This is a genomic window from Sphingomonas carotinifaciens (assembly GCF_009789535.1).
Lineage (GTDB): Bacteria > Pseudomonadota > Alphaproteobacteria > Sphingomonadales > Sphingomonadaceae > Sphingomonas > Sphingomonas carotinifaciens.
Genome location: NZ_WSUT01000005.1, coordinates 2,863,524 through 2,887,038 on the forward strand (window position 1 = coordinate 2,863,524; position 23,515 = coordinate 2,887,038).

Sequence of the window (23,515 nt, forward strand, 5' to 3'; positions counted from 1 at the left end):
CAAGAGGCCCCTCCCCTTCAGGATCGACAGGTGAACAGCACCGGGTGCCGTTCATCTGTCGCTGGATTGGGGTGGGGCGCTTCCACAAACGCGCCGCTGGCAAGGAAATGCCCGGCTGGCCCGACCAGGTCGTAGACTCATAAACCCGAAATGCCCGAAACCGCCCAAACTACGCCGTCGATCATTATCGCTGCGCTCCCCAGAAGCGGACGTGCAAGGATCCTGTTAAAGGCAATCACCGGTCGCGCAGGCGGCCAAGAGACCGCCTGCCATCGCGACGGGGAGCAGCACCAACGGCATTGTGAATAGCAACCACCATGATTTAAAGCGCTTGATCGCCAGCACCACGCACGCTACCCACGCCAGCACCGCGATCCAAAACAGCAACGCCCATCCACCAAAAGCCATTTCGAGCCATCCGTGTTCGAATACGCTTTGCAGGATTGGCAAGGCGACTGCGATAGCCACCGGAATGATAGTTAGTGGGAGACGTTGCTCCCCCTTATCGTCGCTCATGGGCATGCTCGCTACCTCGCAGTTCAAGCATACGCTTGCCACGATGAAGGTCAGCTAACCACCATGGCGTGCCCAAAAGCAGCCTTTCCGCTATCCTGCCAATCTCAGACCTCCAGGCGGGTTACCGACAGCGGTCGTTTATGAGTTCACGACCTAGGATTGGATGACACCGGCTTGATCCATCCCTTGCCCTAGGCCGGATCGACATTCAGGATTCCCAAATGGCGTAAAGGCTGATTCATAGGCATCCGTGTTGTGGCGCGGAGCGGATGATGGGGATTAAGCGGTACGAGTTGAGCAAGGCGCAATGGTCGCGGATTGCGTTGCTGGTTCCCGGCAAGAGCGCTGATCCTGGCCGGACGGGTGCGGACAACCGCTTGTTCGTGAACGGATGTCTTTGGGTACTGCGCTCGGGCGCACACTGGTGCGACCTTCCGGAACGCTACGGCAAGTGGAAGACAGTCCATCGACGCTTCAGCCGCTGGTGCCACGCTGGCGTCTGGGAGCGGGTGTTCGAGGCGCTGACGGCTGACCGCGACAACCAGTATCTGATGATCGACAGCACCATCGTTCGCGCGCACCAACAGGCGGCGACCGGAAAAGGGGGGCCAAGGATCAGGCGCTGGGGCGTTCCCGAGGCGGACTGACCACCAAGATACACATGCTCGCCGACACGTTCGGCCGCCCCTTGCGGTTTCGCATCACGCCCGGCCAAGCCAGCGACATCGCCTCGGCATCCGGCTTACTCGAAGGTCAGCGCGGAAAAGCGGTGCTTGCCGACAAGGCGTATGATGGCAACGACTTACGTGACCAGATCGCCGCGATGCACGCCGAGGCGGTGATCCCGTCCAAGCGCAACCGCAAGGTCGCCATCCCGCACGATGCGGAAATCTACAGGCATCGCAACCAGATCGAACGATGCTTCAGCCGCCTCAAACATTTCCGCCGCTTCGCCACTCGCTACGACCGCCGAACCACCCATTTCACCGGCTTCGTTCATCTCGCCGCCGCCATGATCTGGCTACGATGAATGTCGATCCGGCCTAGGTTTTGATCAATCGCCGAATAGCGGCAAGGGCGCGTACCGAGACGCCGTATCGATCCACTCCCCCGTTCGTCTCGAGTAGTCGTCGAGTAGCGGCAAAGCCGCGTATCGAGACGACGTATCGAGAGACGCATCGCCGCGCGTATCAGCCTATCAGAATGAAGCCATCCCGCTCTAACGCCGCGCGAACCAGATCACATGCGTCGGCCCCTTGCCGTTGTCGCGCGCCTTCACCCGCACCTCATCGACCGCGAACCCCGCCTGCCCCAGCCGCCGCGTGAACGCCGCATCCACACCCGCAGACCAGATCGCCAGCACCCCGCCGGGGCGCAGGGCACGGCGGGCCTCGGCCAGCCCCCCCGGCGTGTAGATGCCGTCGTTCGCCGGCCGGGTCAGGCCGTCTGGCCCGTTGTCCACGTCTAGCATGATCGCGTCATAACGCCCGACGCCGGCGCGGATCGCCTCGGCCACATCGCCCATCGCCAGCGTGACGCGGGGGTCGTCCAGGCATCCGTCGGTCATCGCCGCCATCGGCCCGCGCGCCCATTCGATGATGCCCGGCACCAGCTCGGCCACCGTCACCCGCGCGTCAGGGCCCAGCAGCCCCAGCACCGCGCGCAGCGTGAACCCCATGCCGTATCCACCGATCAGCAGGTGCGGCGCGGGATGTCCGCGCAACCGCTCGCACGTCATGGTGCCGAGTGCGACCTCGGACCCGCTCATGCGCGTGCTCATCAGTTCGTTGCGTTCGAGCACGATCATGAAGTCGCCGCCCCGGCGGAACAGCCTGAGCGGCGGTCCCCCGGGTACCTCGGCAACGCCAATCAGCTCGCGGGGGGTCATCCCCGCTGGCGTGCCTTGCGTGCGGCATAGCGCGCATCGCGCGCGGCTTTCAATTCGGCCGGGGTGGGCAAGACGGGCGGCGGTGCGGGCCGGCGCGCGGCTGCGGCGCGCTCGGCGGCTTCCGCGGCCTCGGCTGCGGCTTTGGCGCGAAGCTCTTCCTTTGCCACCTTTTTCTGCTCGATCTCGGCCTGTCGGGCGGCCCGTCGCTCGGCCGCTGCCGCCTCCTTCGCCTCGGCCGCTGCCAGGCGCTCTGCCACGACCGCCGCATCGACCACGGGCTTGTTGCGCATCTTCTCCAACGCGCGCTGCTTTGCTTCACGCGCCGCTGCGGCGCGATCCTGGAAGCTCGGAACTTTGAATCCTGTCATGCCGGCGCCTGTTAGCACAAAGTTGGCGGCGGGAAAGATCAGAGATTCATGGCACCGCTCAATCGACCGGCCCGATGCTCAATCCCTGCCGGTAGTTCATCGTCACCAAGACGTTGGTGGTGCCGGCATGGACCGGGATGACCACCTTGTCGAAGCTCGGCTTCAGGTTGAGCAGCGACAGCTTGGGATCGCGTGAGAAGCCGCCACCGTCGTTCCAGTCGGATTTGCCGTTGCCGTTCGCGTCATGGCGCACCGCGATCGCATATTGTCCGGGGCGAGGCGCGGCGATGCACATCGTCATCTCCGACCGGTTGGCCTTCGCCTCGACACGGCTTAACCACGTGCCTTTCTTCAGGAATCCGGGGCCATCGTACAATTGAATGCGCACCATCCCCGTCGCCCCCTTCAGCCCTCGCACCGTCACCATGACCCGCTGCCCAGTTCCCGCCTCGCACGCCCCACCCTGCGTCGGATTGCTGCCCAGAATGCTCGCCGCTGCGGCAGCACTCGACAGCGCCAGCATCATCATCGTGTTCAGCATCGGGTCCCTTCGCGCTTACCGGCGACACCATATGGTGACCTGCCTCATCTGCCGCTCGGCAGACACGCGCAATCACCGCCATGGCATCCGCGCCCTTGGCATCCTCAACATGAACGCGCGCTGTCGCCTCACCTTACCGGCAGTCTTTCCCCACATCACGATGCCCGGACACCAGCAAGGCATTGCACCGCTCCATCACCCCGCCCGGCAACGTCACCGTAAAGTTTCGCCCCATGCGTGTCGGGGCGCCCGGATAATAATCCGTGCTGACAGCCTGCGCACCGCTGGCAATTGCGGCTCGAGCCTTACGATAGTCGCCCGCCCGCGCTTCTAACGTGTTGGCATCCGTGCGGGTGCGGACGATCATGCCGTCCTTCACCAAACGCCGGATCAACGCGCCGTCCACCAGCGGATCCTGGACGATCGCCACCGCAGCATCGGGATCTCCCACGTCGTACCAGCCAAAGATGGGCCGCCCGGCCAGTGAAGGATGGCCGGCGCGGTACAGTTCGCCCACCGCGGGCCGGACGTCGAGAAGAAAGAACAACCGGCCCCGCGCGGCAGATAGTGTGGGCCATCCGCGGGTGCGTATTGCGTCGCGCAAGCTTGGTGCGTGGGCGCGTATGGTGTCGGGGGTGATCAGGCGGTCGCGGGGCAGGACGGCGAGGAGTTCGCGGTCGAGGGCGTCGAGCAAGGGGGCGGTCAGCGGGAGCGGGTCGGTGATGCCCGGGCGGCCGGAGGGCTGGTCGGCGGCGTTGATCGTGACCATGATCGGCAGGTGATCGGGGTGGGCGCGCGACCAGGCGTCGATTTCCGCCAGGCAGCGGCGAAAGGTGACGCAGCCGGACAGATAATCGATGTCGGGGATATGGAACACCTTGAACCCCGGTTGCAGCATCGCCGCCCGGTCAAAGCCCGTCTCTTCCCCCGCCGCCTTTGCCAGCGCCTCGCCCTTTGGGTCGGCATAGCGGCCGCCGTCCGGGTCGGCGAAGATGTCCAGTTCCAGTTGGCGCACCCCGCGGTCGAGTTGTTCGGTGATCGACAGGTGATCGTAATCCAGCCCGTCCGCCAGCTTCGGCTCGCGCCGCCGCAACTCCGCCATCACCGCGGCGGGAATGCGTCGTTTGAAGCTGTTGTGCGAGCCGACGACCTGGATGTCGTTCATCCGCGCGGGCGGCTCGCCCGCCGCCACCGCTCCCAGTGCGCAAAGGGCAAGAAGTGCGCGCTTCATCATCAGAATGCCGCCCGCGCGCCGAACAGGATCGTGCGGCCATAATAGTTGATCTCGCCAAAGCGCAGCCGGTCGTCGTTGTAGCTGTTCTGCCGCGCGCCGGCGAGATTGATCCCTTCCAGGCTGAGCGTCACGGCGTCGGTGACGCGGATGGACAGGTTGCCGTCCAGCGATCCGAAGGGCGCAACATAGGTCGGCGCCTGCACCGTGCTGCCGGTCCCCGCCAGGTACCGGTCGCGCCAGACATAGGAAAGCCGCGCCGACAAGGGTCCCTTGTCGTAGAAGCCGACCAGATTGAAGCTGTTCTTGGACAAGCCGATCAGCTGGTCGCGGATGGTACGCGAGCCCGCGGTGTAATCCGCCTTGACCGAGGTGTGCGTGTACGACCCCTGCACGCCGAACCCGTCGAACGGCGCAGGCAGGAAGGTGAACACCTGGCTGTAGGCGACCTCGGCGCCGTAGACCTTGGCATTGCCGCCATTGACCTGGGTGGCGAGGCGGACGGTGCCGCGGCCGGGAATGTCGATGTTGAGGTTCTGTTGCGTGATATAGTCGTCCATCGCCTTGTAGAAGACGGCGCCGGACAGGAGGCCGGACGGGGCGAAGTACCATTCCAGCGAGCCGTCGAACTGGGTGGCGAGGAAGGGGACGAGTTCGGGGTTGCCGCCGCTGGCGGTGGGGGCGTCGGTCGACACGGTGATGCGCGGGGCGCTGTCGGTGACGTTGGGGCGGGTGAGGACGCGGCTGGCGGCCAGGCGGCCGACCAGGGTGGCGGACAGGTCGGCACGCAGGTTGAAACTGGGCAGCACGTTGTTGAACGTCTTGGGGAAACTGGCCGGCGTCGCGGTGGTGCCGCTGGTCAGCGTACCGCTCGCCACCTGATCGGTGTGGACGTAGCGCACGCCGACATTGCCGCTGATCATCCCCAGCTCGTAATCCGCGCGCAGATAGCCCGCCGCGATCTTTTCCGTCACCACGAAGGACGAACGGCGATCGCCCAGCGTCAGCGGCGCGTTCTCCACCGTGGGGGTGAAGAAGGCGTTCACGAACGCGCCCGTCACCGGCACCAGCCAGTTGCGCGGCACCGCGCCGCCGACATCCTTCAGGAAATCGTTGAACGGCATCTGTTCGAACGCGCCCGCGCCAAGCGACGTGAGCGGCGTGTTCGCCGCCGGATTGACGTTATAGTCGCGCCGGAAATAGTCGCGCTTGCGCCAATGATATTCGACACCCGCCGCCAGCTTGGCCAGCACGCCGCCCATGTCGCGCGCCACGTCGACCCGCGAATAGCTGTCCCAGTCCTTGCTGTCCTTGGGCGCGATGTTGAAGGGGTAGAGGGTGTAGTTGGCCGCAACCGTGGGATCGACCGGCGTGGTGAAGACGGGCAGCACCTTGTACCCGCCCGAGGCGTCATAGGTCAGCGGCGCGTTGAACACCGCGCGGCTGCGCACCGTGCCGGTCCGGTAATCGGGATGGAAGCTGTGCGCGGCCGACCAGTTCACATTGGCCGACAGGTGCCAGCGATCCGGGTTCCAGGTCTGCTTCAGCCCGATCGTCAGCAGGTCGTGCCGGTTGAGGCTGTATTCGCGCGAGGCCATGAAGCGGACGCGGTTGATCGTCGCGCGGGTGATCGTGTCGCCGTCGCGCACGACCGATCCGGGCACCACCGACGTGCCGGGATCGTCGGGATAGATGTCGAGCCCGAATTCGTCATAGGCGACATCCAGCCGCGTCGCGATCACATCCAGTGTGGTCTCCAGCTCGGGCGTCGGACGCCACTGGGCGGACACGATGCCGGACACGCGCTTGCGATCCTCGGTCTCCACCGTCGGGCGGGTGCGGGTGGGCGAATAAAGACCGGTGGGCAGTCCGCCGGCGGCGGCAGCGGTATAGCGATCGAGCAGCCAGCCGAAATTCATGAAGCGGTCGTTGCGTACCGCCTTGCCCCAATATTGCGCGCCGGCAAGGATGCCGAAGCTGCCGTCCGCGCTCCTGGCACTGGTCAGGATCGTCGCGTTGGGCTTCACCTTCTCGGTCTGCGTCGTGTAGGTGCCGCGCAGGTTCAGCGTGGTCCGGTTGCCCACGTCGAGCGGGCGGAACGTCTTGACGTCGATATTGCCGCCCAGCGCGCCCTCGCTCATGTCGGCGGTGGGCGTCTTCACCACATCGATGCTGCTGGTGAATTCGGCCGGCAGCATTTCGAAGCGGAACTGGCGCCCGGCGGCGCCGCCATTTTCGATAAGGTCGTTCAGGGCGACGGTGCGACCGTTCATCAGTGTATTCTGAAACTGCGGCCCGAGCCCCCGGACGCTGACATACAGCCCCTCGCCGCGCGGCCGCGTGATCGCGACGCCGGGTACGAGCTGCAACGCTTCCGCGACATTCTGGGTCGGGAACTTGCCGATATCGGTCGAGCTGATCGAATCGACGCCGTAAGCCGCCCGGCGCTTGGTTTCCGCGGCCGCCGACAGGCTGCGGGCATAGGAGCCGTTGACGACGATATCCTCGCCGGTCGCATCGGCATCGCTCCCGCCCGTGCGTTCATCCTGCCCGAGTGCAGACTGGGCATTGGCCATGCCGGCCGTGCCGGTGACGAGGGCGAGCGAAACCGATGCCCGAAACAGGCTGCGAAGAGACACCATCGAGTAAATTCCCCTTTGGCGCCATTGGCTTGGCGCCCTTTGCCGGGCGGCTAACCGGTATGCGTGTCACTCAAAGGTCAGAGCCGCGACAGTTTCGTTACGGACGCGTTTCCGTCGCGGGAGCCGAGTGGCCGGGTCGCGCGTTTCCCCCGGCAACCATTGGCGGAGAAACACGTGCATTCGATAATCGGGCATTCGAAAATCGGTCATTCGAAATTCGGGACCTCGGTAGCGCTGGCCCTGCTGCTCGCCGCCTGCAACACGCAGCCGGCGGAGCAGACGGCGGGGTCGAATGCCAGCGAGGCGGCACAACCCGCACAGTGGAGCGACCGGACGAGCAAGCAATTGCGCGACGCCATCGCCGCGCGTGCCGATCACGGCCTGGATCACCTGCCCTTCGCCGCGAGCGGTTCGGACAATGCCGCCCTGACCAAGCAGGCATTGGACTTTGCCGGCGCGCTGGCACGCGGCGCAACCGATCCGGCCAAATTATACGAGGTCTATACCGTGCCCCGGCCCGATCCGGATCTGCGCGCCGGTCTGGCCGCGGCGCTGCGCGCCGACGACATCAGTGGCTGGCTGAACGGGCTGGCGCCCACCGACGCCAATTACAAGCGGCTGTCGGCGGCCTATCGCAAGTTGAGCCGCCAGCCGGACGGCCCGGCACCCGCCATCGCCGGCACCGGCGAGGCGATCGAGCCGAACGCGGTCGATCCGCGCATTCCGGCGATCGCCCGCGAACTGGTGGTGCTGGACTATCTGCCGGCCGAGGGCGCGCAAGGGGATCGCTATACCCCGGCGATGGTCGCGGCCGTGCGTACGATGCAGGCGGATTACGGGATGAAGCCCGATGGCCTGATCGGCAACGAGGCGCTGGCCATCCTCAACATGTCCGACCTCGACCGCGCGCGCGCCATCGCGATCGCCATGGAGCGGGTACGCTGGCTGGACCGCAATCCGCCCGCCACCCGGATCGACGTGAACCTGGCCGCGGCACGCCTGACCTATTGGCGCGACGGGAAGATCGTCGACAGCCGCAAGGTCGTCGTCGGCGAGCCGGATACCGAAACGCCGCAACTCGGCTCCCCCATCTTCCGCCTGGTCGCGAACCCAACCTGGACGGTGCCCCGTTCGATCCAGAAGAAGGAGCTGGCGAGCAAGGGCGCCGGTTATCTTCGCGCGAACAACATGGCCTGGAAGGATGGCTGGATCGTGCAGCAGCCGGGTCCGAAGAATTCGCTCGGACTGGTCAAGTTCGACATGCAGAACGAGCATGCGATCTATCTGCACGACACCCCCGCCAAGGCAATGTTCAACATGGTGCAGCGCCAGCGCAGCCATGGTTGCGTGCGGGTGGAGGATGCGCTCGGCTTCGCCGAGATGCTCGCCCGCGACGAGGGCGTGCTGGACGAGTGGCACAAGGCACGGGCGACGGGCAAGGAGACGTTCGTCAAGCTGCCGCGCCAGATCCCGGTCCGCATGCTCTACCACACCGTGCTGTTCGACGAGGCCGGCGAGCCGATCGTGCGCAACGATCCCTATGGCTGGGACGATCGCATCGGCTCCGCGCTCGGGTTCAAGGCGGGCAAGGCGCTGCGCGTCAAGTCCGACGCCGCCGATGTCGGGCCGTAAGCCTCGCCCCTGACGCCCCCGCCCCGGCCGCCATTTTCCTGCTGGCGGCCGGGCGATGCCGCGCCTAGCCTTGGCGTTCCGGAACAAGGGGAACGCAGCGATGATGAGGTTGATGGTGGCAGGTGCGGCAATGATCGGCGTCGCCGCCACCGCGCAGGAGGCGCCACGCGCGGCCAAAAAGCCCTATCAGGTCACGTCGCCCAACGGCGTGCGCGAGGACGATTATTACTGGCTGCGCGATGACAGCCGCAAAAATCCGGAAATGCTCGCCTATCTGAATGCGGAGAACGGCTATGCCGATGCGCGGCTGGCCCCGCTCAAGCCGCTGCAGGCCCGGCTGTACGAAGAAACGGTGTCGCACATCAAGCAGGACGACAGCAGCGTCCCCTACCGCGACAATGGCTGGTGGTATCAGACGCGCTTCGCCACGGGTGCCGATTATCCGGTGGTCGAACGGCGCCGCACACCGGACGCCCCGGCCGAACTGATGTTCGACCAGCCGGTGATGGCGAGGGGCCACAGTTTCTTCGCCCTGTCCGAATGGCAGGTCAGCCCCGACAACAAGCTGGTCGCGTGGGCGGAGGATGTCGTCGGGCGGCGCCAATATGTGCTGAAGGTCAAGGATCTCGCCACCGGCCGCGTGCTGAGCGACACGATCACCAATGTGGAGCCCAACATCGTGTGGGCGGACGACAACCGCACCCTGCTCTACATCGCCAAGGACCCCGTCACGCTGCGCGGTTACCGGGTGATGGCGCATGTGCTGGGCACCCCGGTCAGCGCCGACCGCCTGCTCTACGAGGAGAAGGACGACACCTTCCAGATGGGCATCATGCGCACGATGGACGATCGATACGCGTGCATCACCGTGCAGAGCACGGTCAGCGACGAACAGCGTTGTGCCCCGGCGGGCGATCCGACGCGCTTTACCGTGCTGGCGCCGCGCGCGCGCGAGTTCCGCTACAGTGCCGATCATGCCGGTGGCCGCTGGGTGATCCGCACCAATCGCGCGGCCAAGAACTACAAGCTGGTCACCGTCGCCGATGCGCAGATCGCCGGGGGCGTCGCCGGGTGGCAGGACCTGACACGGCCAAGCGACAGCGTGTTCATCGAGGACTTCAAGCCGTTTGACGGCTTTGTCGCGATCAACCAGCGCGAGGGCGGCAACCGGATGATCCGCCTGCTGGACGCGCAGGGGCGGTCGACCGCCGTCGAGGCGGACGAGCCCGCCTATCAGATGGCGCTGTCGGTCAACGAGGAGCCCGGGGCACGCGTCGTGCGCTACAGCTACGGCTCGCTCAAGACGCCGACGACCACCTATGAGGTCGATGCGAAGACGGGCGCGCGCCGGGTGCTGAAGGTCGCGCCGGTGCCGGGCTATGATCCGGCGAACTATGTCACCGAACGGCTATGGGCGCCGGCGCGCGACGGGACGCGCATCCCCGTGTCGGTGGTGTACAAGAAGGGCGTGGCGCGCGACGGCACCGCCCCGCTGTTCCAATATTCCTATGGCAGCTACGGCATATCGATGGACCCGGCGGTGGATGCCGGGCGCATCGCCCTGCTCGATCGCGGCGTCGTCTACGCGCTTGCCCATATCCGCGGCGGGCAGGAGATGGGGCGCGGCTGGTATGATGACGGCCATCTGCTCAACAAGAAGAACAGCTTCACCGACTTCATCGACGTGACGCGTTATCTCGTCGCGCAGAAATATGGCGCCAAGGACCGGGTCGCGGCGATGGGCGGCAGCGCCGGCGGGCTGCTGATGGGCGCGGTCGCCAACATGGCACCCGCCGACTACAAGGTGATCGTCGCACAGGTGCCGTTCGTCGACGTGGTGACGACGATGCTCGACGCGTCGATCCCGCTCACCACCTTCGAATATGACGAATGGGGCAATCCGGCGCAAAAGCCGTTCTACGACTATATGCTGAGCTATTCGCCCTACGACAATGTCGCGGCCAAGGCCTATCCGGCGATGTTCGTCGGCACCGGCCTGTGGGACAGCCAGGTGCAATATTACGAGCCGGCGAAATGGGTTGCCCGGCTGCGCGAGCGCAAGACCGACAGCAATCCGCTCCTCTTCCGCACCAACATGGAGGCGGGACATGGCGGCAAGTCGGGCCGGTTCGAACGCTATCGCCAGAACGCCGAGTGGCAGGCGTTCATGCTCGACCAGCTCGGCGTGGCGCCGGGCGGGAAGTAACGGAAAACGGGCGACCGCGCGAGGAGCCCCCCGCGCGGTCGCCGGTCCGGTTCAGCCGTTCAACGCGTCCTTGACCGCCTTGGCCGGCACGAAGGTCAGCTTGCGCGCAGCGGCGATCTGGATGGTCTCGCCGGTGGCGGGGTTGCGACCTTCGCGGGCCGGGCTGTCCTTGATCTTGAACTTGCCGAAGCCGGAAAGCGACACCTCGTCGCCCTTGGCGGCGGCGGCCACGATGGCGGCCATCAGATCGTCGACCGCCTTGCGGGCATCGGCCTTGGTCAGGCCGTGATTGGTCACAAGCGTTTCGGCGAGTTCGGCATTGTTCATGATGATCGTCTCCAATTGGGGCGCCGCCTTTAGCGGGCAAAATGCGGCTTGGCGACAGATGGCTGTCGCAGGTAGCGGAGAACCGGTCTCAGATCGGGCGGCAGGTCACGCCGGCGCGACGCCGTCTGCATCGACCAGATCGTCGCCGACCAGCGTGCCGACAAGCCGCACCCGCTTCTCCACCAGATCGACCGGTGTACGCGGCAGCGCCAGCAGATAGCGGCCGCCGAGATCACGCCGCAGGTAGAAGCCACCGCCATCGCGGATCAGCATGCCCGTTTCGTCGATCCGTGTTCCGATAACAGCCATGCCCCCGCCTTATCCCAATCGCGGGCATCAGCAAAGCCGCGGCCCAATCCTGTCGCATTCTGACAAAAACTCTTCGCAAAACACTTGCTTAGCTTGAGATTGTAATTAACTCGACCCAATCGAACTCCCACGATGCAAGGACTTGATATGGCGGACGACGTGTTCAACACGGTAGAATTGGCAACGGAACTGACGGTCGCCTGGCTTGGCAATTCCAACACGCGGGTTTCGGCGGAAGACGTGCCGGCCTTCTTGCGCACGATGCACGACACGGTGGCACAGCTTGCCAGCGGCACGGTGCAGGATACCGCGCAGCCGGACACGCAGGACTATACGCCCGCCGTTTCGGTGCGAAAGTCGCTCGCGTCGAAGGATCACATCATCTCGATGATCGACGGCAAGCCTTACAAGACGCTGCGCCGCCACCTGAAGACCAACGGGCTGACGCCGGAAGCCTATCGCGAACGCTTCGGCCTGAAGCCGGATTATCCGATGGTTGCCGAGACCTATTCGGAAAGCCGCCGCGCCATGGCCCACAAGATCGGCCTTGGTCGCAAGGCCGGCGCCGCTCCTGCGCGCAAGCCGAAGAATGCCAGCGAGGCCAAGGCCGCGGCCCAGGCGCATCTGACCGGCGAATAAACCGCGTCGCGACGGTGGCGGGGTCGGCGGCTGCCGAACCCCGCCACCGCCGGGCGGCACGATCATCCTGGCAGCAGCGACCGCGCCTCTTCGCTGGAGGGCAGGTCCGTGTCGCGGTCCGGGCCGACCGGTTTCGCCCTCAGCCCGCGCAACGCGATCGCCTCGGCGCTTTGCAGGAGCGCGATGGATTCGCGGATCGCGCGCAAGGCGGCGGACGGATCCGCCCAGCATCCGTCACCCCTGAAGATCGAACCGTCGAAATGGCTCAGCACATCCAGAGCCGTGTCGACCTTTTCGGTCGCCAACTCATGATCTTCCGCCAAATCGGTGTGACAGTTGCTGCGCATCATCATGAACACGCTCTTGCTTTCGCTGGCTGCGCTGATCCGCAAGCCATGATGTCCTGAGGTCTTGCCAGCGTCCTGCAGAGCAATCCCTGAACAGAATGCCTGGATCCGGTCCGGACTCCGCAACATTCAGGCGGCCGCCGACGTCGCGACAGCGGTCAATGACCCCGTGTCGAGCGTACCGGAACGGGGCCCGAGAATCAGATCGATCGCCAACTGTACGTGACATGCCGTCACATCGCTCGACTCCGCGTCGAGGATCGACAACGCTTTGCGCAGATGCGCGACGGCGACGTCACGACTTGCCATTTCTTGGATGCTCCTCCGTCCGACGATTGCCCCAAAATGGCAATCGATATTAGACTTTTAAAGCAAATCAGGGTGCCATTGAAGACGAAAACCGAGAAAAGTTAGACAAAATCAACGGTTTACAGTTATCGATCGAAATGGTGGTAAACACGTCTTCGCAATTTTGACATGGTAGCCGTTCGCCACCTCGTCACCATTGCGGAGACGTTATGAAAGCCTTCGCAATCTTTGCATGACAACCTGTCTCAGTGGTGCATATATATCGCATGTCAAGTAAGATCGGCAGCTGCAGGATTGATGCTCATGGGGTGGATAACGAGGTGGCGACGGGCTGGCGGCCGCAAGCCGGCTTCACTCACAGCGTCACCAGCCCCGACCAGTTGGAACGCCTGAACGCGAGCGGCGGCATCGCGGTCAGCTTTGCGACTCAGGGCCGAAGCGTCCATCTGGCTTTTCAGGGCAGCCAGAGCGAAACCCTCAGTGTCTGGGAAACCCAGAGCCGGACCGGCTTCATCACCAGCCCGATGATGACGGCCGAACTCGTCACGATCCGGTTCGTCGAGACCGGAGCCATGGTAAGAATCAACCAGAACGGGGCGGACGTCATCGTAAGCCCTGCACAGGCGCTGCTCACCTCATTCGACGTGATGCGGCGTGAACAGGCCACGCCGGGTTTTTCCGCGATCAGCGCGACCGTCAGCCGCAGTGCCGTTCTGGACGCCTGCCGTGCGCTGTTCGGCGCAGAGACGACGATGCTGCCGCAATTCGAAACGGTGGTCGATCTCGATACCACCGGTTTGCGCGCCGTGCGCTCCACGGTAACCGCCCTGCGCCAGCATCTGTCAACAGCGGCAGGCCCGATCGACCTGATGCTTCCCTTGTTGCAGGAGGTGCTGCTCTATCAACTCGCCGCAAGCTGGCCGATGATCGGCACCGGACCCTCTTTGCACATTCCCACCGCGACCGGCCGCGCGGTCCGACAGGCGATCGATTACATCGAAGCGCATCTGCGTGAGCGGATCGCCATCCGTGATCTGGCCGAAGCCGTCGGCATCAGCGTGCGTGCGCTGCAAATCGCCTTCAAGCAGCAGATGGGCTGCACGCCGATCAACTACATCATCGCACGGCGTCTCGACCGGGTGCATGCGCAACTTCGCCTCTCCGAAAACGAGACGATCCGTCAGGTGGCCGCGAGTTGGGGGTTCGTCCACATGAGCGACTTCGCCAAACGCTATCGTGAGCGGTTCGGACATCTGCCGAGCAGCCGCCGTGCCGGTGGCTGATCCCCCCAATCACGGATACGGCAGAAATAGCCCTCCAGGCGACGTCCACTCATAGCCGGTTACGACCAGCGGGGGCGGCCACCCGCAAAGTAGCGTCAAAAAATCTTGCTAGTGATAGTGATTCTCATTACCTGATTGGGAAAGGGGAAGGCACTATGAACCATGCGTACCTCCTGCACGGCACGGCCGTTGCGGGACTCATTCTTGCGGCTCCGCCAGTTGCGGCACAGGTTGTTCAGCCGAGCGCGAATGAAGAAACCGGTGCGGAGATCACCGTGACCGCCACGCGCAGCGAGAAACGGGTCGAAGACGTGCCGCAGACCGTATCGGTCATTGACGCAAAGACGATCGACGACCGGCTGATCACCGACATCAAGGATCTGGTCCGCTACGAACCTGGCGTCGCGGTGCGCCGTGCACCGGCACGCTTCACCGCGGCGGGCGCCGCTACGGGTCGCGACCGCAACAGCGGCTTCAACATCCGCGGGCTGGAGGGCAACCGCGTTCTTATCACCGTCGACGGCGTGCGGGTACCGGACGCCTTCAGCTTCGGCGCGCAGTCGGTGGGACGCGGCGACTATGTCGATCTCGATCTCGTTCGCTCGGTAGAGATATTGCGTGGCCCGGCATCCGCCCTTTACGGAAGCGACGGCGTCGCAGGCGCGGTCAGCTTCATCACGAAGGACCCGCAGGATTTCCTGCGCGGCGGCGATCAGGTCGGCGGCGGCCTGCGCCTCGGCTATGACGGATCGGACGATAGCTGGACCAAGGGTTTCGTGCTTGCCGGTCAGCAGGGCGACGTGCAGACGATGCTCGCCTATACCCGCCGCGACGGTCATGCGCTGAACAACAAGGGCCGCAACGACAGCGCCGACACCGACCGCACCACCCCCAATCCGCAGGATATCGAATCCGACGCATTGCTGGCGCGGATCGTCTGGACGCCGGACGACCACAGCCGGGTGCGCGCGACTTATGAACGCTTTGGCTCGGTGGTTAAAACCGACGTGCTGAGCGCGATCACCAAGCCCTCCGCCGCCGGCCTGTTGGCCCCCACCGCCGTTCGCAGCCTGCACGCACGCGACACCGCGGCGCGCGACCGCGGCACGATCGATTATCGTTATACCGGAGACGGCATCGTCAGCGGCATCCGCGCCGCCGCCTTCGTTCAGGACAGCGGCACTGTGCAGACCGGTTGGGAGGATCGGAACACAGCGGTGGATCGCATCCGCATCAACGCCTTCGACAACCGGGTTTATGGCGGCACGCTGCAACTGGAAAGCCGCGCCGCGACCGGCCCCCTCACGCATCTGTTCGCCTATGGCGCGGATTATTCGCATACCCGCCAGACGGGTGTGCGCGACGGCACCGTGCCGCCGGCGGGCGAAACCTATCCCACGCGCGCATTCCCTACCACCGATTACACGCTGTTCGGGCTGTTCGTGCAGGACGAGATCGCGATCGCCGACGGGTTGCTGACGCTGTTTTCCGCGATCCGCTACGACCATTACCGGCTGGACCCGCGTACTGATCCGCTGTTCACCGGCTTTGTCCCGCGCGGTCAGTCCGGATCGAAATGGACGCCGCGGATCGGCGCGGTGGCGAAGCTGACCGAGATGGTACGGCTGTTCGCCAATTATGGCCAAGGCTTCAAGCCGCCCGAGCCGAACCAGGTAAACAACGGCTTCGCCAATCTTGCCCAGGCCTATCGCTCGATCCCCAATCCCGACCTGAAGCCGGAAACGAGTCGCAGCGTTGAGGGCGGCATCCGCCTGAACGGCGCCCGCTGGTCGCTCAGCGGCACCGCCTTTCGCAGCCATTTCCGCAACTTCATCGACCAGCAACAGGTCGGCGGGCAGTTCGGAAACTTTGCCGATCCGGCGACCTTCCAGTTCGTCAACTGGAACCGGGTCCGGATCGAGGGGCTGGAAGCGCGTGGCGAGGCCCGCCTGCCGGTCGGCGTCGGCATCCGCGCGGCGGTATCCTATGCCAAGGGCACGATGCGGACCAACGGTATCGCCGGCACGCGGCCGCTCGACAGTATCGAGCCGGTCAAGCTGGTGGCAGGCCTGTTCTACCAGCCGGACGGCGGCCCGTTTCGTGCCGAAGTCGTTGCCACCCATTCGGCGGGCAAGGACCTGTCCGACACCAACAACACCTGCAACACGGCGACCACCACCTGCTTCACGCCGGACGGCTTCTGGGTGTTCGACGCCACCGCCTCGCTGCGCGTCATGGAGCGCGCGACGCTGCGGGTGGGCGTCTTCAACATCACCGACCGCCGGTATTTCTGGTGGAGTGACGTGCGCGGCGTGGCTGCCACCTCCACCATCCGTGACGCCTTTTCGCAGCCGGGCCGCAACGCCGGCGCCTCCCTGTCCTTCAGCTTCTAGAGGATCGTCCCGATGACCCGCTTCCCACTTGCGTTCGCGCTCGCCGTTTCTCCCTTTGCGCTTGCCGCCTCTGCCACCGCCCAGACCGAACAGGCCCGATATGCCGACCGCGCCCGCGACCATGCCGCGATCATGGCGATGGCCGGCACCTTCAAGGTGACGTTCGACATGCGCGAAACGACGCCGCTCGTCGCCGGCTACACCCCCTACCCGGCCAAGCTCAGCGGCGGCCACGAAGTCGTCCGCGCGATCGTCGATACGCCCGACCACATCGTGCTGCAGCACCTGCTGGTGGTCGGCGACGGCAATGGCCAGACGATGGTGGTGAAGCATTGGCGGCAGGACTGGACGTACCAGCCGGCCAGCGTGCTCACCTATGTCGCACCCGGTCGATGGCGCTTGCGCCCGGTGGCGGAGCGGGAGCGTCGCGGCGCTTGGTCGCAGACCGTGTGGCAGACCGACGACTCGCCGCGCTACGGCGCGATCGGCCGCTGGCGATATGATGACGGCGCCACCCGCTGGACCAGCGAGGAAACGCGCCGCCCGCTCGCACGCCGCGATGCGACGCGCGGCGTACCCTATGACCATTATCTCGGCACCAATCGCCACGTCCTGACGCCAAGCGGCTGGGTCCATGAACAGGATAACGCCAAGATCGGCAGCAAGGATGGGCGCGCCACCACCTTTGTTCACGAATATGTGGTCAATACCTATGTCCCCGCCACCGATTTCCGGACCGCCGCCGCCGATGACTATTGGGCGCGGACCCGAGATTACTGGGCGACCGTGCGTGCCGCATGGGACGCGCGGATCGCGGCCCAGGACGGCCTGACGCTGGGCGAGGTCGCCGACACCGGATCGGTTACCGCGCACGAACTGATGCTGCTCGCCGACGATATCCGCTCGGGCGAGGCGACGACCGCTAGCGCCGCGGAACAGGCAAAGGCGTTGATCCGCAAGGATTGAGGCCGCCGCCACCGCTCGGCCACGAACCGGTCGGCCCGAGCGGTGGCGAAACCCTCGCCCCTATCGGGCGTCAGAAGCGCGCCCGCACCGCCGCGAACAGGCTGCGCGGATCGGCGGGCGCGTGCAGCCGCTGGGCCCCGTCGAACCAGACATATTCATAACGGTCGTTGGTCAGGTTGCGGATCTGCGTCGACACCTCGATCGCCTTGGTCAGCCGATAGGCGATCTCGGCGGTGACCTGGAAATAATCGCCATAGCGCCCCTGACTGTTCGCCGTGTTCAGTTCGTAGGCGGACTGACCATTGCCCCATAGCGAAGCGCGCCATGGGAGCGCCGCCGGCGCCCATTCGATGCCGGCGGTGTAGACGTTGCGGGGAACGTGATCGATCTCGTTCCCGGCGGTCAGCGGCGCGGCGGGATCGGCGACGCGGATCACCGCCTTCTGGTGCGACCAGCTTGCCCAAACCGAGAGGCCCGGTACCGGCTGCACGTTTGCCTCCAGGTCGAAGCCGCGGCGGCGGGTTTCGCCGAGATTGTCGAATTCGCCCGACGGATCGTTCAGGCGCCGGCGCAATTCGCCGCTGGCGGTCTGCTGCCACACCGCCGCGCGCGCGGTCAGCCAGCGGCCCTTTGCAAGCCTTATCCCGGCCTCGACACCTTCGTTGATCGACGCGTCGAGGTCGCGGACCCGCGGCGGCACGACGAACGTGCCCGAGCCGGCACCGATCTGAAAGGTGCGGCCGAGATTGCCATAGGCGGTAATGCCTGTGGCCGGCGTTAGCGCCACCGACAGCTTGGGCTGGCTGATCGTGCCATAGTCGTTGAGGGGGTAGCTGACCCCGTTCAGCCGGTTGGTGAAGGTGCCGCCGACCCGGTCGATCCGCCACGCCGGCGTCACCGTCAGCCAGCGCACCGGCGTCACGATCGCCTGCACATAGGCGCCACCGACCGTCAGGTCGAAATCCTGGTCGCGCGTTGCCGCCACGATGGTGCGGCGGTCGGTGGTCCAGCGCAAACTCCGGTTGTGCTGCCACTGCACATCGCCGCCCGCCTCCGCCATCAGCCAGTCGGCGGCATGCCAATGAAGGCCGGTGACGACGCCATATTGCTGCTCGTCGGTCAGCCGCTGCTGCTGCGCGACATCGGCGGAGAAGCGGACATAGCGATTGTCGTCGATGCTGTTGGCATAGCCGACCGCGGTCAGCGACAGGCGGGCGGCAAGATCGGCATCGAGATGCAGGCTGTATTGCGACAAGCGGCGCGTGCCGCCATCGGTTTCCGACACCGCATAGGACCGGCGCCGGTCGCGATACGCGTCGGCATCGGTCAGATAGCCGGGCTCCTCCGCCGCCGCGCGGCTGTGGCGGACGATCGCCCCGAGCTTGGCCGGCCCAAGGTCGTAGAACCACTTGCCCGCGAAGTTCAGCCGGTCGAGACCGGCATGGTCGCGGTATCCGCCGGTCCGGCGATAGGCGAACAGGTAGTTCTGGCTCAGCCGGCCACCCTCCACCCCGGCCGAGAGCTGCGCGTCCCGGGTGCCGAACGCGCCGGCGATGCCGCGCGCGTCGAGATAGGTGCTGCCGGTACGCGTCCTGACGTTCGCGCTGCCGGCGATGGCGTGGAGGCCCCAGCGCGGGTCGGACGTGCCGCGCACCAGTTCGACCGAGGCAATGTCGAGCGGCGACACCATGTCGATGAAGTCCATCCGCCCGGCATTGTCGTTGGACGGCACACCATCGATCAGCAGCTTGACGGCGTTGATCTCGCCCTCGCCGTTAAAGCCGCGGATCGAGAAGCGGCCGGAGGTCGTACCCTGGTTGAAATCGGTCAGCAGCACGCCCGGCAGCCGCGCGAACAGCTCCCACGCATTGTCGACATTCTGGCGCTGCGCCACATCGCCGCCGAGCACGTCGACCGAGGACAGCACGTTGGCGGTCGATCGCGCCATCGCGCTCGCGGTGACGACGATCTCGCCTCCGCCGATCGCCACCTGCGTATCGGGCCGGGTGGTGGACGCCTCACGCTCCTGCGCGACGGCGGCCGTGGACAGCAGCAGGCAGGATGCCGCGCCTGTCAGACGATGAACTCGAAACATGCCATTCCCCACATTCCGGCCAGAGCGAACATGGCCGGGATCCGGCGCCGCATGCCCGCCGAAACGTCGCGGGCGCGCACCGCGCGTGCGGGCCGGATCACATGAAAGCCAGCGGCCGCGTCTGGTCAGACCGGGCGATCCGCAGTTGTCAGTCGAGGGGGAGCGGAGGGCCGCGCAGGGGCGGCCGTAGATGGTGCGCGGATCGATGAACGCGCCGCGGCGCCGGGAGCAGCGCCATCGCCGCCACGACGGCAAGCGCGGCCACCAGCACGACCGGATCGACGGCGCCGAGCATCTGCGCCGACAGGCCCGCATAGGCGCATGGCATCTCGGACTTGCCATGGTCCTTCGATGGCCCTTGCTCGGGCGCCGTGTCATGCATCGCCGCCATGGCGCCGTCACCGGCCGGCATCGTCATCATCGGTGCCGCGCTCGGGCAGATGACGATGCCGAGCGCCCCGTGATCGTTCCCGATCATGTACCCGGTCGGCACCAGTAGCTTCAGCAGCAAAGCCGCCGCGCAGATCAGCACGGCAAGACAGCGTTGCGCCAGAAGATGCCGGACGGCGATCACGCTGGCGGGTTATCGTCGATGCCGGCCGGTGTCACTTGGGCATTTGCGCCCGGTCTGCCGCCGCCGCCGATACCCGCCCTGTTCAAAAGGCGAGGCCGGCGCGAACGAAGACCGATCGCTCGTTGAAAGCGAAAGCCGATATCGCATGATAACGCTGCGCGCATAGTTGAGGTCGAGGGTCATTTTGTCGCGGGGGAAGGCTGTCCGCAAAGCGCAACTGCTGCGTCAGGTCGAACAATGGCGTCGTGATGCCCAGCGCGGCGATCGGTGCAGGCGTGCCCGCGATCCGAACGAAGCGGGTCTTGTTGTAATTGCCTGCCAGCGTGCCGCTGAACCGGCTACCGTCGCCAAAGCTGTGCCGGTAATTCACCACCAGATCGATACCCTGCGTCTGGGTATCCACCGCATTGGTCAGAAAGGACAGCGCGGCAAAGCCGGACTGCCGTTGGCGGCCAGGAAGTTGGTCAGCCGCGTATTCTGGAACGTCGACGAGATCGCGATCCGGTCGCGCACCTTGATCCGATACACGTCGAGTGTTGCCGTAAATCCCCTCGCTTCGAACACTGCCCCGATCGACACGTTTTGGGATTTTTCGGGCTTGAGATCGGTCGCGCCGCGGGATTGTCGACCGCTGCGACCCGCACGATCGCCTGCGTCCCGTTCAGGATCAGCGTATTCGACGCGTTGTAGCCCGACTGCGCTAGCGCCGACGCGCGAAAGCAGGTGTGGTAGGAGCCACGCAGCGCCAGCCCACGGAACAGCCCCGTGTCGAGAGGTCGCGCTTCGTCAGACCGTCCGGCTCCCGGCATAATAGCCGCTATCGTATATCTTTACCCCTTCTATGTGACGCCCCCATAGTGCAGTTGAAGGCGTTCAAGCTGTCGCCCGTCACGTCTCAAATCCACGACATGCGGCTTCGACCGGCGTATCGTTCAACGGATTGGTGATCGTCCTGGCTATCTTGCGCTACTCCTTACCCGCCAACGCACGCCTCGCCGCTCGCGCCACACAAAGGTCGCGCGTGCGGCACGTTCAACTTGCAATGCGAACCCCCAAGCGCAGTTTTTGCAACCAGGGTTAAGCCGTCTGCCGCTGCATCGGCAAGGGAAGAAAGCACAAAAGGGGGCAGCGGCGAACGAACGGGGGCGGGCCGCCGGGCGATCCCGTGCCGGCCCTCATCCGAAGGACCGCTTTCAGAATTCAGCCCAGTCGGCGGCAATCGCGGTGTTTCCCGCCACCCGCGGTGCCGGCGCGGCGGGGCGCGGTGAGGACGTCAGGGGGGCGATGCGGGCGCGCAGCTGATGCACGGGCGACATCGATCCGGCCGGCGCCGCCCCCGTGCGGAACCGGGAGATTTGGTCGCCCAGCCCGTCCGCGCGCTCGGCAAGGTTGCGGGCCGCGGCGCTGGCCTCCTCGACCATTGCGGCATTCTGCTGGGTCACATTGTCCATCTCACCGATCGCGACGTTGACCTGCACCAGCGCCTTCGACTGCTGATCGGCGGAGGAAGCAATCTCTTCGACGAGGCTGTCGACCTTGCCGAAGCTCGACATGATCGAGGCGAGCGCCTCGCCCGTCTCGCCTACCAGCCGGACGCCGGCCGCCACCTGTTCGGCCGATGCGTGGATGCGGCTCTTCACGTCTTTCGCCGCGTCGGCCGACCGCTGCGCCAGCGCGCGGACCTCGGAGGCGACGACGGCGAAGCCCTTGCCGGCATCGCCCGCGCGCGCCGCCTCGACCCCCGCGTTGAGCGCCAGCAGATTGGTTTGGAAAGCAATGCCGTCGATGACGCTGATGATCTCTGAAATCTCGACTGAGGTGCGCTCGATGCCGTCCATCGCGACGACCGCGTTACGGACGACCTGGCCGGACTGTTCGGCGACGGTGCGCGCGTTGCGCACCATCATATTGGCACTGGCCGCCCGTTCCGCGGTGCTGCGGACGGTTTCGGTGATCTCGTCCATCGCCGCGGCGGTTTCCTCCAGGCTGGCCGCCTGCTGCTCGGTCCGCCGCGACAGATCCTCGGAGGCGGAGCGGATCTCGCCGGCCCCGTCTTTGATCGCGATGACTGCCTTGGCGACTTCCGCGACCGTCGTCTGCAGCGAGGTGGCAGTGGTGTTAAAGTCGTTCTTCAGCTTGACGAATGGACCATCCAGATCATCGTTGACGCGGGCGACGAGGTTGCCGTTGGCCAGATCGGCCAGCCCATTGCCCAGGCTGTCGACGATCAGGTCGGTCTGATCGCTCTTTTCCGCTTCGACCGCGGCGAGCTGGTCGCGGAACTGCTGCATCGCCTCGGCCAGCTCGCCGATCTCGTTCCGGCTCGCCACGACCGGGATGGGGACGGTGCGGTCACCGGCCGTCATCCGCTGCAGGACGGCGATTATGTCGGGCAGGATGCGCATGCTGCCCGTCGACCACCGGACGATCGCAAGGGCAAGGATCAGCGCCAGCAGGCACACGACCAGCATGATGATCTCGAAACGCTTGATTTGATCGGTGACGCTCTGGCCGATCGCTTTGTTGCGCCCTTCTTCGAAATCGATGAACTGGTTGATCTGCTTCAGCCAGGTGATGAACTGAGGACGGGCCTTGGCCATCAGCACGGCATGCGCGCCGGTCGCATCGCCGCTCAGGCGGCGACGGATCACATCATCGATCAGCGGCAGGGTGACCTGTTCGGTTTCCTTGATGTCCGCCAAGATTCGCGTCTCTTCGGGCTGCGGCTGGGCCGCGGGGGCAAGCATGGCGTCCAGCGGGCCGGCCGATTGCGCATATTTGGCCGTCAGCTCGTCGATATGGCGGCGGATGCCGGGCAGTTCGCCGGTATCGGCCAGGATCACGTCACGCAGAGCGATGGCCCGATCGTGCACGCTGCCGCGAAAGTTGATCGCATAGCGTTGCTTGACGCTGTTGCTCTCGTTGACCGTTCTCAAATCCTCGCCGATCGAGCCGACCAGCATCGTCGCAATCGCCGCGACAGACAGCAACAGCGCCATGATGGCGCCGAAGCCGGCATAGACCTGGCTGGAAACCTTCATATTCCGGAGCACCGTACATTCCTATGAGACAAGCAGATGGCCAAAGCGTATCCGGCTAATTATAAGATATGATGAACACGACCATCACTACAGATGCTATCACTGCTGCCGTCAACCTGTTCAATTCCGGCTAGCTGTTTAATTCCGCGGTTTTATGGTGCGATCCTTTCGTTGGAATAGAAGTAAGCCGCATGGGACAAGCTCGTCA

The 23,515-nt window shown here is 65.3% G+C and carries 21 protein-coding genes and 1 pseudogene; 7 read left to right on the plus strand and 15 right to left on the minus strand.

The window, feature by feature from the left end; genetic code table 11:
* Positions 1-225 precede the first annotated feature (225 nt).
* Positions 226-516, minus strand: coding sequence for a hypothetical protein (locus GQR91_RS15315; protein ID WP_149683300.1), 291 nt, complete (start codon positions 514-516; stop codon positions 226-228).
* Positions 517-788: 272 nt separating this feature from the next.
* On the opposite strand from GQR91_RS15315, the pseudogene GQR91_RS15320 reads away from it, so the two are divergent.
* Positions 789-1,546: pseudogene (locus GQR91_RS15320) on the plus strand (IS5 family transposase).
* A gap of 189 nt (positions 1,547-1,735) precedes the next feature.
* On the opposite strand, the gene GQR91_RS15325 reads toward GQR91_RS15320, so the two are convergent.
* From GQR91_RS15325 to GQR91_RS15345, 5 genes are all read right to left on the minus strand, one after another.
* Positions 1,736-2,404 carry a spermidine synthase gene (locus tag GQR91_RS15325; RefSeq protein ID WP_149682449.1) on the minus strand — a complete coding sequence of 223 codons (669 nt, stop codon included), beginning with the start codon at positions 2,402-2,404 and terminating at the stop codon, positions 1,736-1,738.
* The gene (locus GQR91_RS15330) at positions 2,401-2,772 is read right to left on the minus strand and encodes a DUF6481 family protein (RefSeq protein WP_149682450.1); all 372 of its coding nucleotides are present in this window, start codon (positions 2,770-2,772) and stop codon (positions 2,401-2,403) included. Before GQR91_RS15330 ends, GQR91_RS15325 begins: the two co-directional genes overlap by 4 nt.
* Positions 2,773-2,830: 58 nt before the next feature.
* Positions 2,831-3,313 carry a DUF2141 domain-containing protein gene (locus tag GQR91_RS15335; protein ID WP_149682451.1) on the minus strand — a complete coding sequence of 161 codons (483 nt, stop codon included), beginning with the start codon at positions 3,311-3,313 and terminating at the stop codon, positions 2,831-2,833.
* Positions 3,314-3,446: 133 nt separating this feature from the next.
* Entirely contained in the window at positions 3,447-4,547 is a 1,101-nt protein-coding gene (locus GQR91_RS15340; protein ID WP_235904025.1) for a Ca2+-dependent phosphoinositide-specific phospholipase C, read from the minus strand.
* The gene (locus tag GQR91_RS15345) at positions 4,547-7,186 is read right to left on the minus strand and encodes a TonB-dependent receptor (protein ID WP_149682452.1); all 2,640 of its coding nucleotides are present in this window, start codon (positions 7,184-7,186) and stop codon (positions 4,547-4,549) included. The genes GQR91_RS15340 and GQR91_RS15345 overlap by 1 nt, the downstream gene beginning before the upstream one ends.
* A gap of 174 nt (positions 7,187-7,360) precedes the next feature.
* On the opposite strand from GQR91_RS15345, the gene GQR91_RS15350 reads away from it, so the two are divergent.
* Together GQR91_RS15350 and GQR91_RS15355 are read left to right on the plus strand one after the other, a co-directional pair.
* Positions 7,361-8,818 (plus strand): L,D-transpeptidase family protein, encoded by a 1,458-nt coding sequence (locus GQR91_RS15350; RefSeq protein ID WP_235904026.1) that lies wholly within the window; start codon positions 7,361-7,363, stop codon positions 8,816-8,818.
* A gap of 100 nt (positions 8,819-8,918) precedes the next feature.
* Positions 8,919-11,024: a S9 family peptidase gene (locus tag GQR91_RS15355; protein WP_149682453.1), complete on the plus strand. Its 2,106-nt coding sequence runs from the start codon at positions 8,919-8,921 to the stop codon at positions 11,022-11,024.
* Between the two features lie 51 nt (positions 11,025-11,075).
* On the opposite strand, the gene GQR91_RS15360 is transcribed toward GQR91_RS15355, so the two are convergent.
* Entirely contained in the window at positions 11,076-11,351 is a 276-nt protein-coding gene (locus GQR91_RS15360; RefSeq protein ID WP_112382917.1) for an HU family DNA-binding protein, read from the minus strand.
* Between the two features lie 105 nt (positions 11,352-11,456).
* The gene (locus GQR91_RS15365) at positions 11,457-11,660 is read right to left on the minus strand and encodes a DUF5818 domain-containing protein (protein WP_149682454.1); all 204 of its coding nucleotides are present in this window, start codon (positions 11,658-11,660) and stop codon (positions 11,457-11,459) included.
* Positions 11,661-11,807: 147 nt separating this feature from the next.
* On the opposite strand from GQR91_RS15365, the gene GQR91_RS15370 reads away from it, so the two are divergent.
* Complete coding sequence (locus GQR91_RS15370; protein ID WP_112382762.1) at positions 11,808-12,299, plus strand: Ros/MucR family transcriptional regulator; 492 nt, start codon at positions 11,808-11,810, stop codon at positions 12,297-12,299.
* Positions 12,300-12,361: 62 nt separating this feature from the next.
* Here GQR91_RS15370 and GQR91_RS15375 read toward each other — a convergent pair whose 3' ends face one another.
* On the minus strand, positions 12,362-12,775 hold the full coding sequence (locus GQR91_RS15375) for a hypothetical protein (RefSeq protein WP_149682455.1): 414 nt from the start codon (positions 12,773-12,775) through the stop codon (positions 12,362-12,364).
* Complete coding sequence (locus GQR91_RS15380) at positions 12,776-12,955, minus strand: hypothetical protein (protein ID WP_149682456.1); 180 nt, start codon at positions 12,953-12,955, stop codon at positions 12,776-12,778.
* A 320-nt stretch (positions 12,956-13,275) separates the two neighbouring features.
* Between GQR91_RS15380 and GQR91_RS19910 the strand changes: the two genes are divergently transcribed.
* The 3 genes from GQR91_RS19910 (at position 13,276) to GQR91_RS15395 (ending at position 17,597) form a co-directional block, all read left to right on the plus strand.
* Positions 13,276-14,238: a helix-turn-helix transcriptional regulator gene (locus GQR91_RS19910; protein ID WP_164727762.1), complete on the plus strand. Its 963-nt coding sequence runs from the start codon at positions 13,276-13,278 to the stop codon at positions 14,236-14,238.
* Positions 14,239-14,393: 155 nt separating this feature from the next.
* Entirely contained in the window at positions 14,394-16,631 is a 2,238-nt protein-coding gene (locus tag GQR91_RS15390; protein WP_149682458.1) for a TonB-dependent hemoglobin/transferrin/lactoferrin family receptor, read from the plus strand.
* 12 nt (positions 16,632-16,643) lie between these two features.
* Complete coding sequence (locus GQR91_RS15395) at positions 16,644-17,597, plus strand: DUF6607 family protein (RefSeq protein WP_149682459.1); 954 nt, start codon at positions 16,644-16,646, stop codon at positions 17,595-17,597.
* A 70-nt stretch (positions 17,598-17,667) separates the two neighbouring features.
* On the opposite strand, the gene GQR91_RS15400 is transcribed toward GQR91_RS15395, so the two are convergent.
* From GQR91_RS15400 to GQR91_RS15415, 5 genes are all read right to left on the minus strand, one after another.
* On the minus strand, positions 17,668-19,692 hold the full coding sequence (locus GQR91_RS15400; RefSeq protein ID WP_149682460.1) for a TonB-dependent receptor: 2,025 nt from the start codon (positions 19,690-19,692) through the stop codon (positions 17,668-17,670).
* 148 nt (positions 19,693-19,840) lie between these two features.
* The gene (locus GQR91_RS15405; RefSeq protein WP_149682461.1) at positions 19,841-20,266 is read right to left on the minus strand and encodes a DUF2946 family protein; all 426 of its coding nucleotides are present in this window, start codon (positions 20,264-20,266) and stop codon (positions 19,841-19,843) included.
* Positions 20,267-20,348: 82 nt separating this feature from the next.
* Entirely contained in the window at positions 20,349-20,669 is a 321-nt protein-coding gene (locus tag GQR91_RS19340) for a hypothetical protein (protein WP_149682462.1), read from the minus strand.
* 8 nt (positions 20,670-20,677) lie between these two features.
* Complete coding sequence (locus tag GQR91_RS19815) at positions 20,678-20,989, minus strand: TonB-dependent receptor (RefSeq protein ID WP_149682463.1); 312 nt, start codon at positions 20,987-20,989, stop codon at positions 20,678-20,680.
* 470 nt (positions 20,990-21,459) lie between these two features.
* A complete protein-coding gene (locus GQR91_RS15415) occupies positions 21,460-23,319 on the minus strand; it encodes a methyl-accepting chemotaxis protein (protein WP_311732285.1) in 1,860 nt (619 codons plus the stop codon).
* Positions 23,320-23,515: the final 196 nt, after the last annotated feature.

Coding starts and splice junctions, on each gene's coding strand:
- GQR91_RS15315 (WP_149683300.1), bottom strand. CDS start 516: ATGAGCGACGATAAGGGGGAGCAACGTCTCCCACTAACTATCATTCCG.
- GQR91_RS15325 (WP_149682449.1), bottom strand. CDS start 2,404: ATGACCCCCCGCGAGCTGATTGGCGTTGCCGAGGTACCCGGGGGACCG.
- GQR91_RS15330 (WP_149682450.1), bottom strand. CDS start 2,772: ATGACAGGATTCAAAGTTCCGAGCTTCCAGGATCGCGCCGCAGCGGCG.
- GQR91_RS15335 (WP_149682451.1), bottom strand. CDS start 3,313: ATGCTGAACACGATGATGATGCTGGCGCTGTCGAGTGCTGCCGCAGCG.
- GQR91_RS15340 (WP_235904025.1), bottom strand. CDS start 4,547: ATGATGAAGCGCGCACTTCTTGCCCTTTGCGCACTGGGAGCGGTGGCG.
- GQR91_RS15345 (WP_149682452.1), bottom strand. CDS start 7,186: ATGGTGTCTCTTCGCAGCCTGTTTCGGGCATCGGTTTCGCTCGCCCTC.
- GQR91_RS15355 (WP_149682453.1), top strand. CDS start 8,919: ATGATGAGGTTGATGGTGGCAGGTGCGGCAATGATCGGCGTCGCCGCC.
- GQR91_RS15360 (WP_112382917.1), bottom strand. CDS start 11,351: ATGAACAATGCCGAACTCGCCGAAACGCTTGTGACCAATCACGGCCTG.
- GQR91_RS15365 (WP_149682454.1), bottom strand. CDS start 11,660: ATGGCTGTTATCGGAACACGGATCGACGAAACGGGCATGCTGATCCGC.
- GQR91_RS15370 (WP_112382762.1), top strand. CDS start 11,808: ATGGCGGACGACGTGTTCAACACGGTAGAATTGGCAACGGAACTGACG.
- GQR91_RS15375 (WP_149682455.1), bottom strand. CDS start 12,775: ATGTTGCGGAGTCCGGACCGGATCCAGGCATTCTGTTCAGGGATTGCT.
- GQR91_RS15380 (WP_149682456.1), bottom strand. CDS start 12,955: ATGGCAAGTCGTGACGTCGCCGTCGCGCATCTGCGCAAAGCGTTGTCG.
- GQR91_RS15390 (WP_149682458.1), top strand. CDS start 14,394: ATGAACCATGCGTACCTCCTGCACGGCACGGCCGTTGCGGGACTCATT.
- GQR91_RS15395 (WP_149682459.1), top strand. CDS start 16,644: ATGACCCGCTTCCCACTTGCGTTCGCGCTCGCCGTTTCTCCCTTTGCG.
- GQR91_RS15400 (WP_149682460.1), bottom strand. CDS start 19,692: ATGTTTCGAGTTCATCGTCTGACAGGCGCGGCATCCTGCCTGCTGCTG.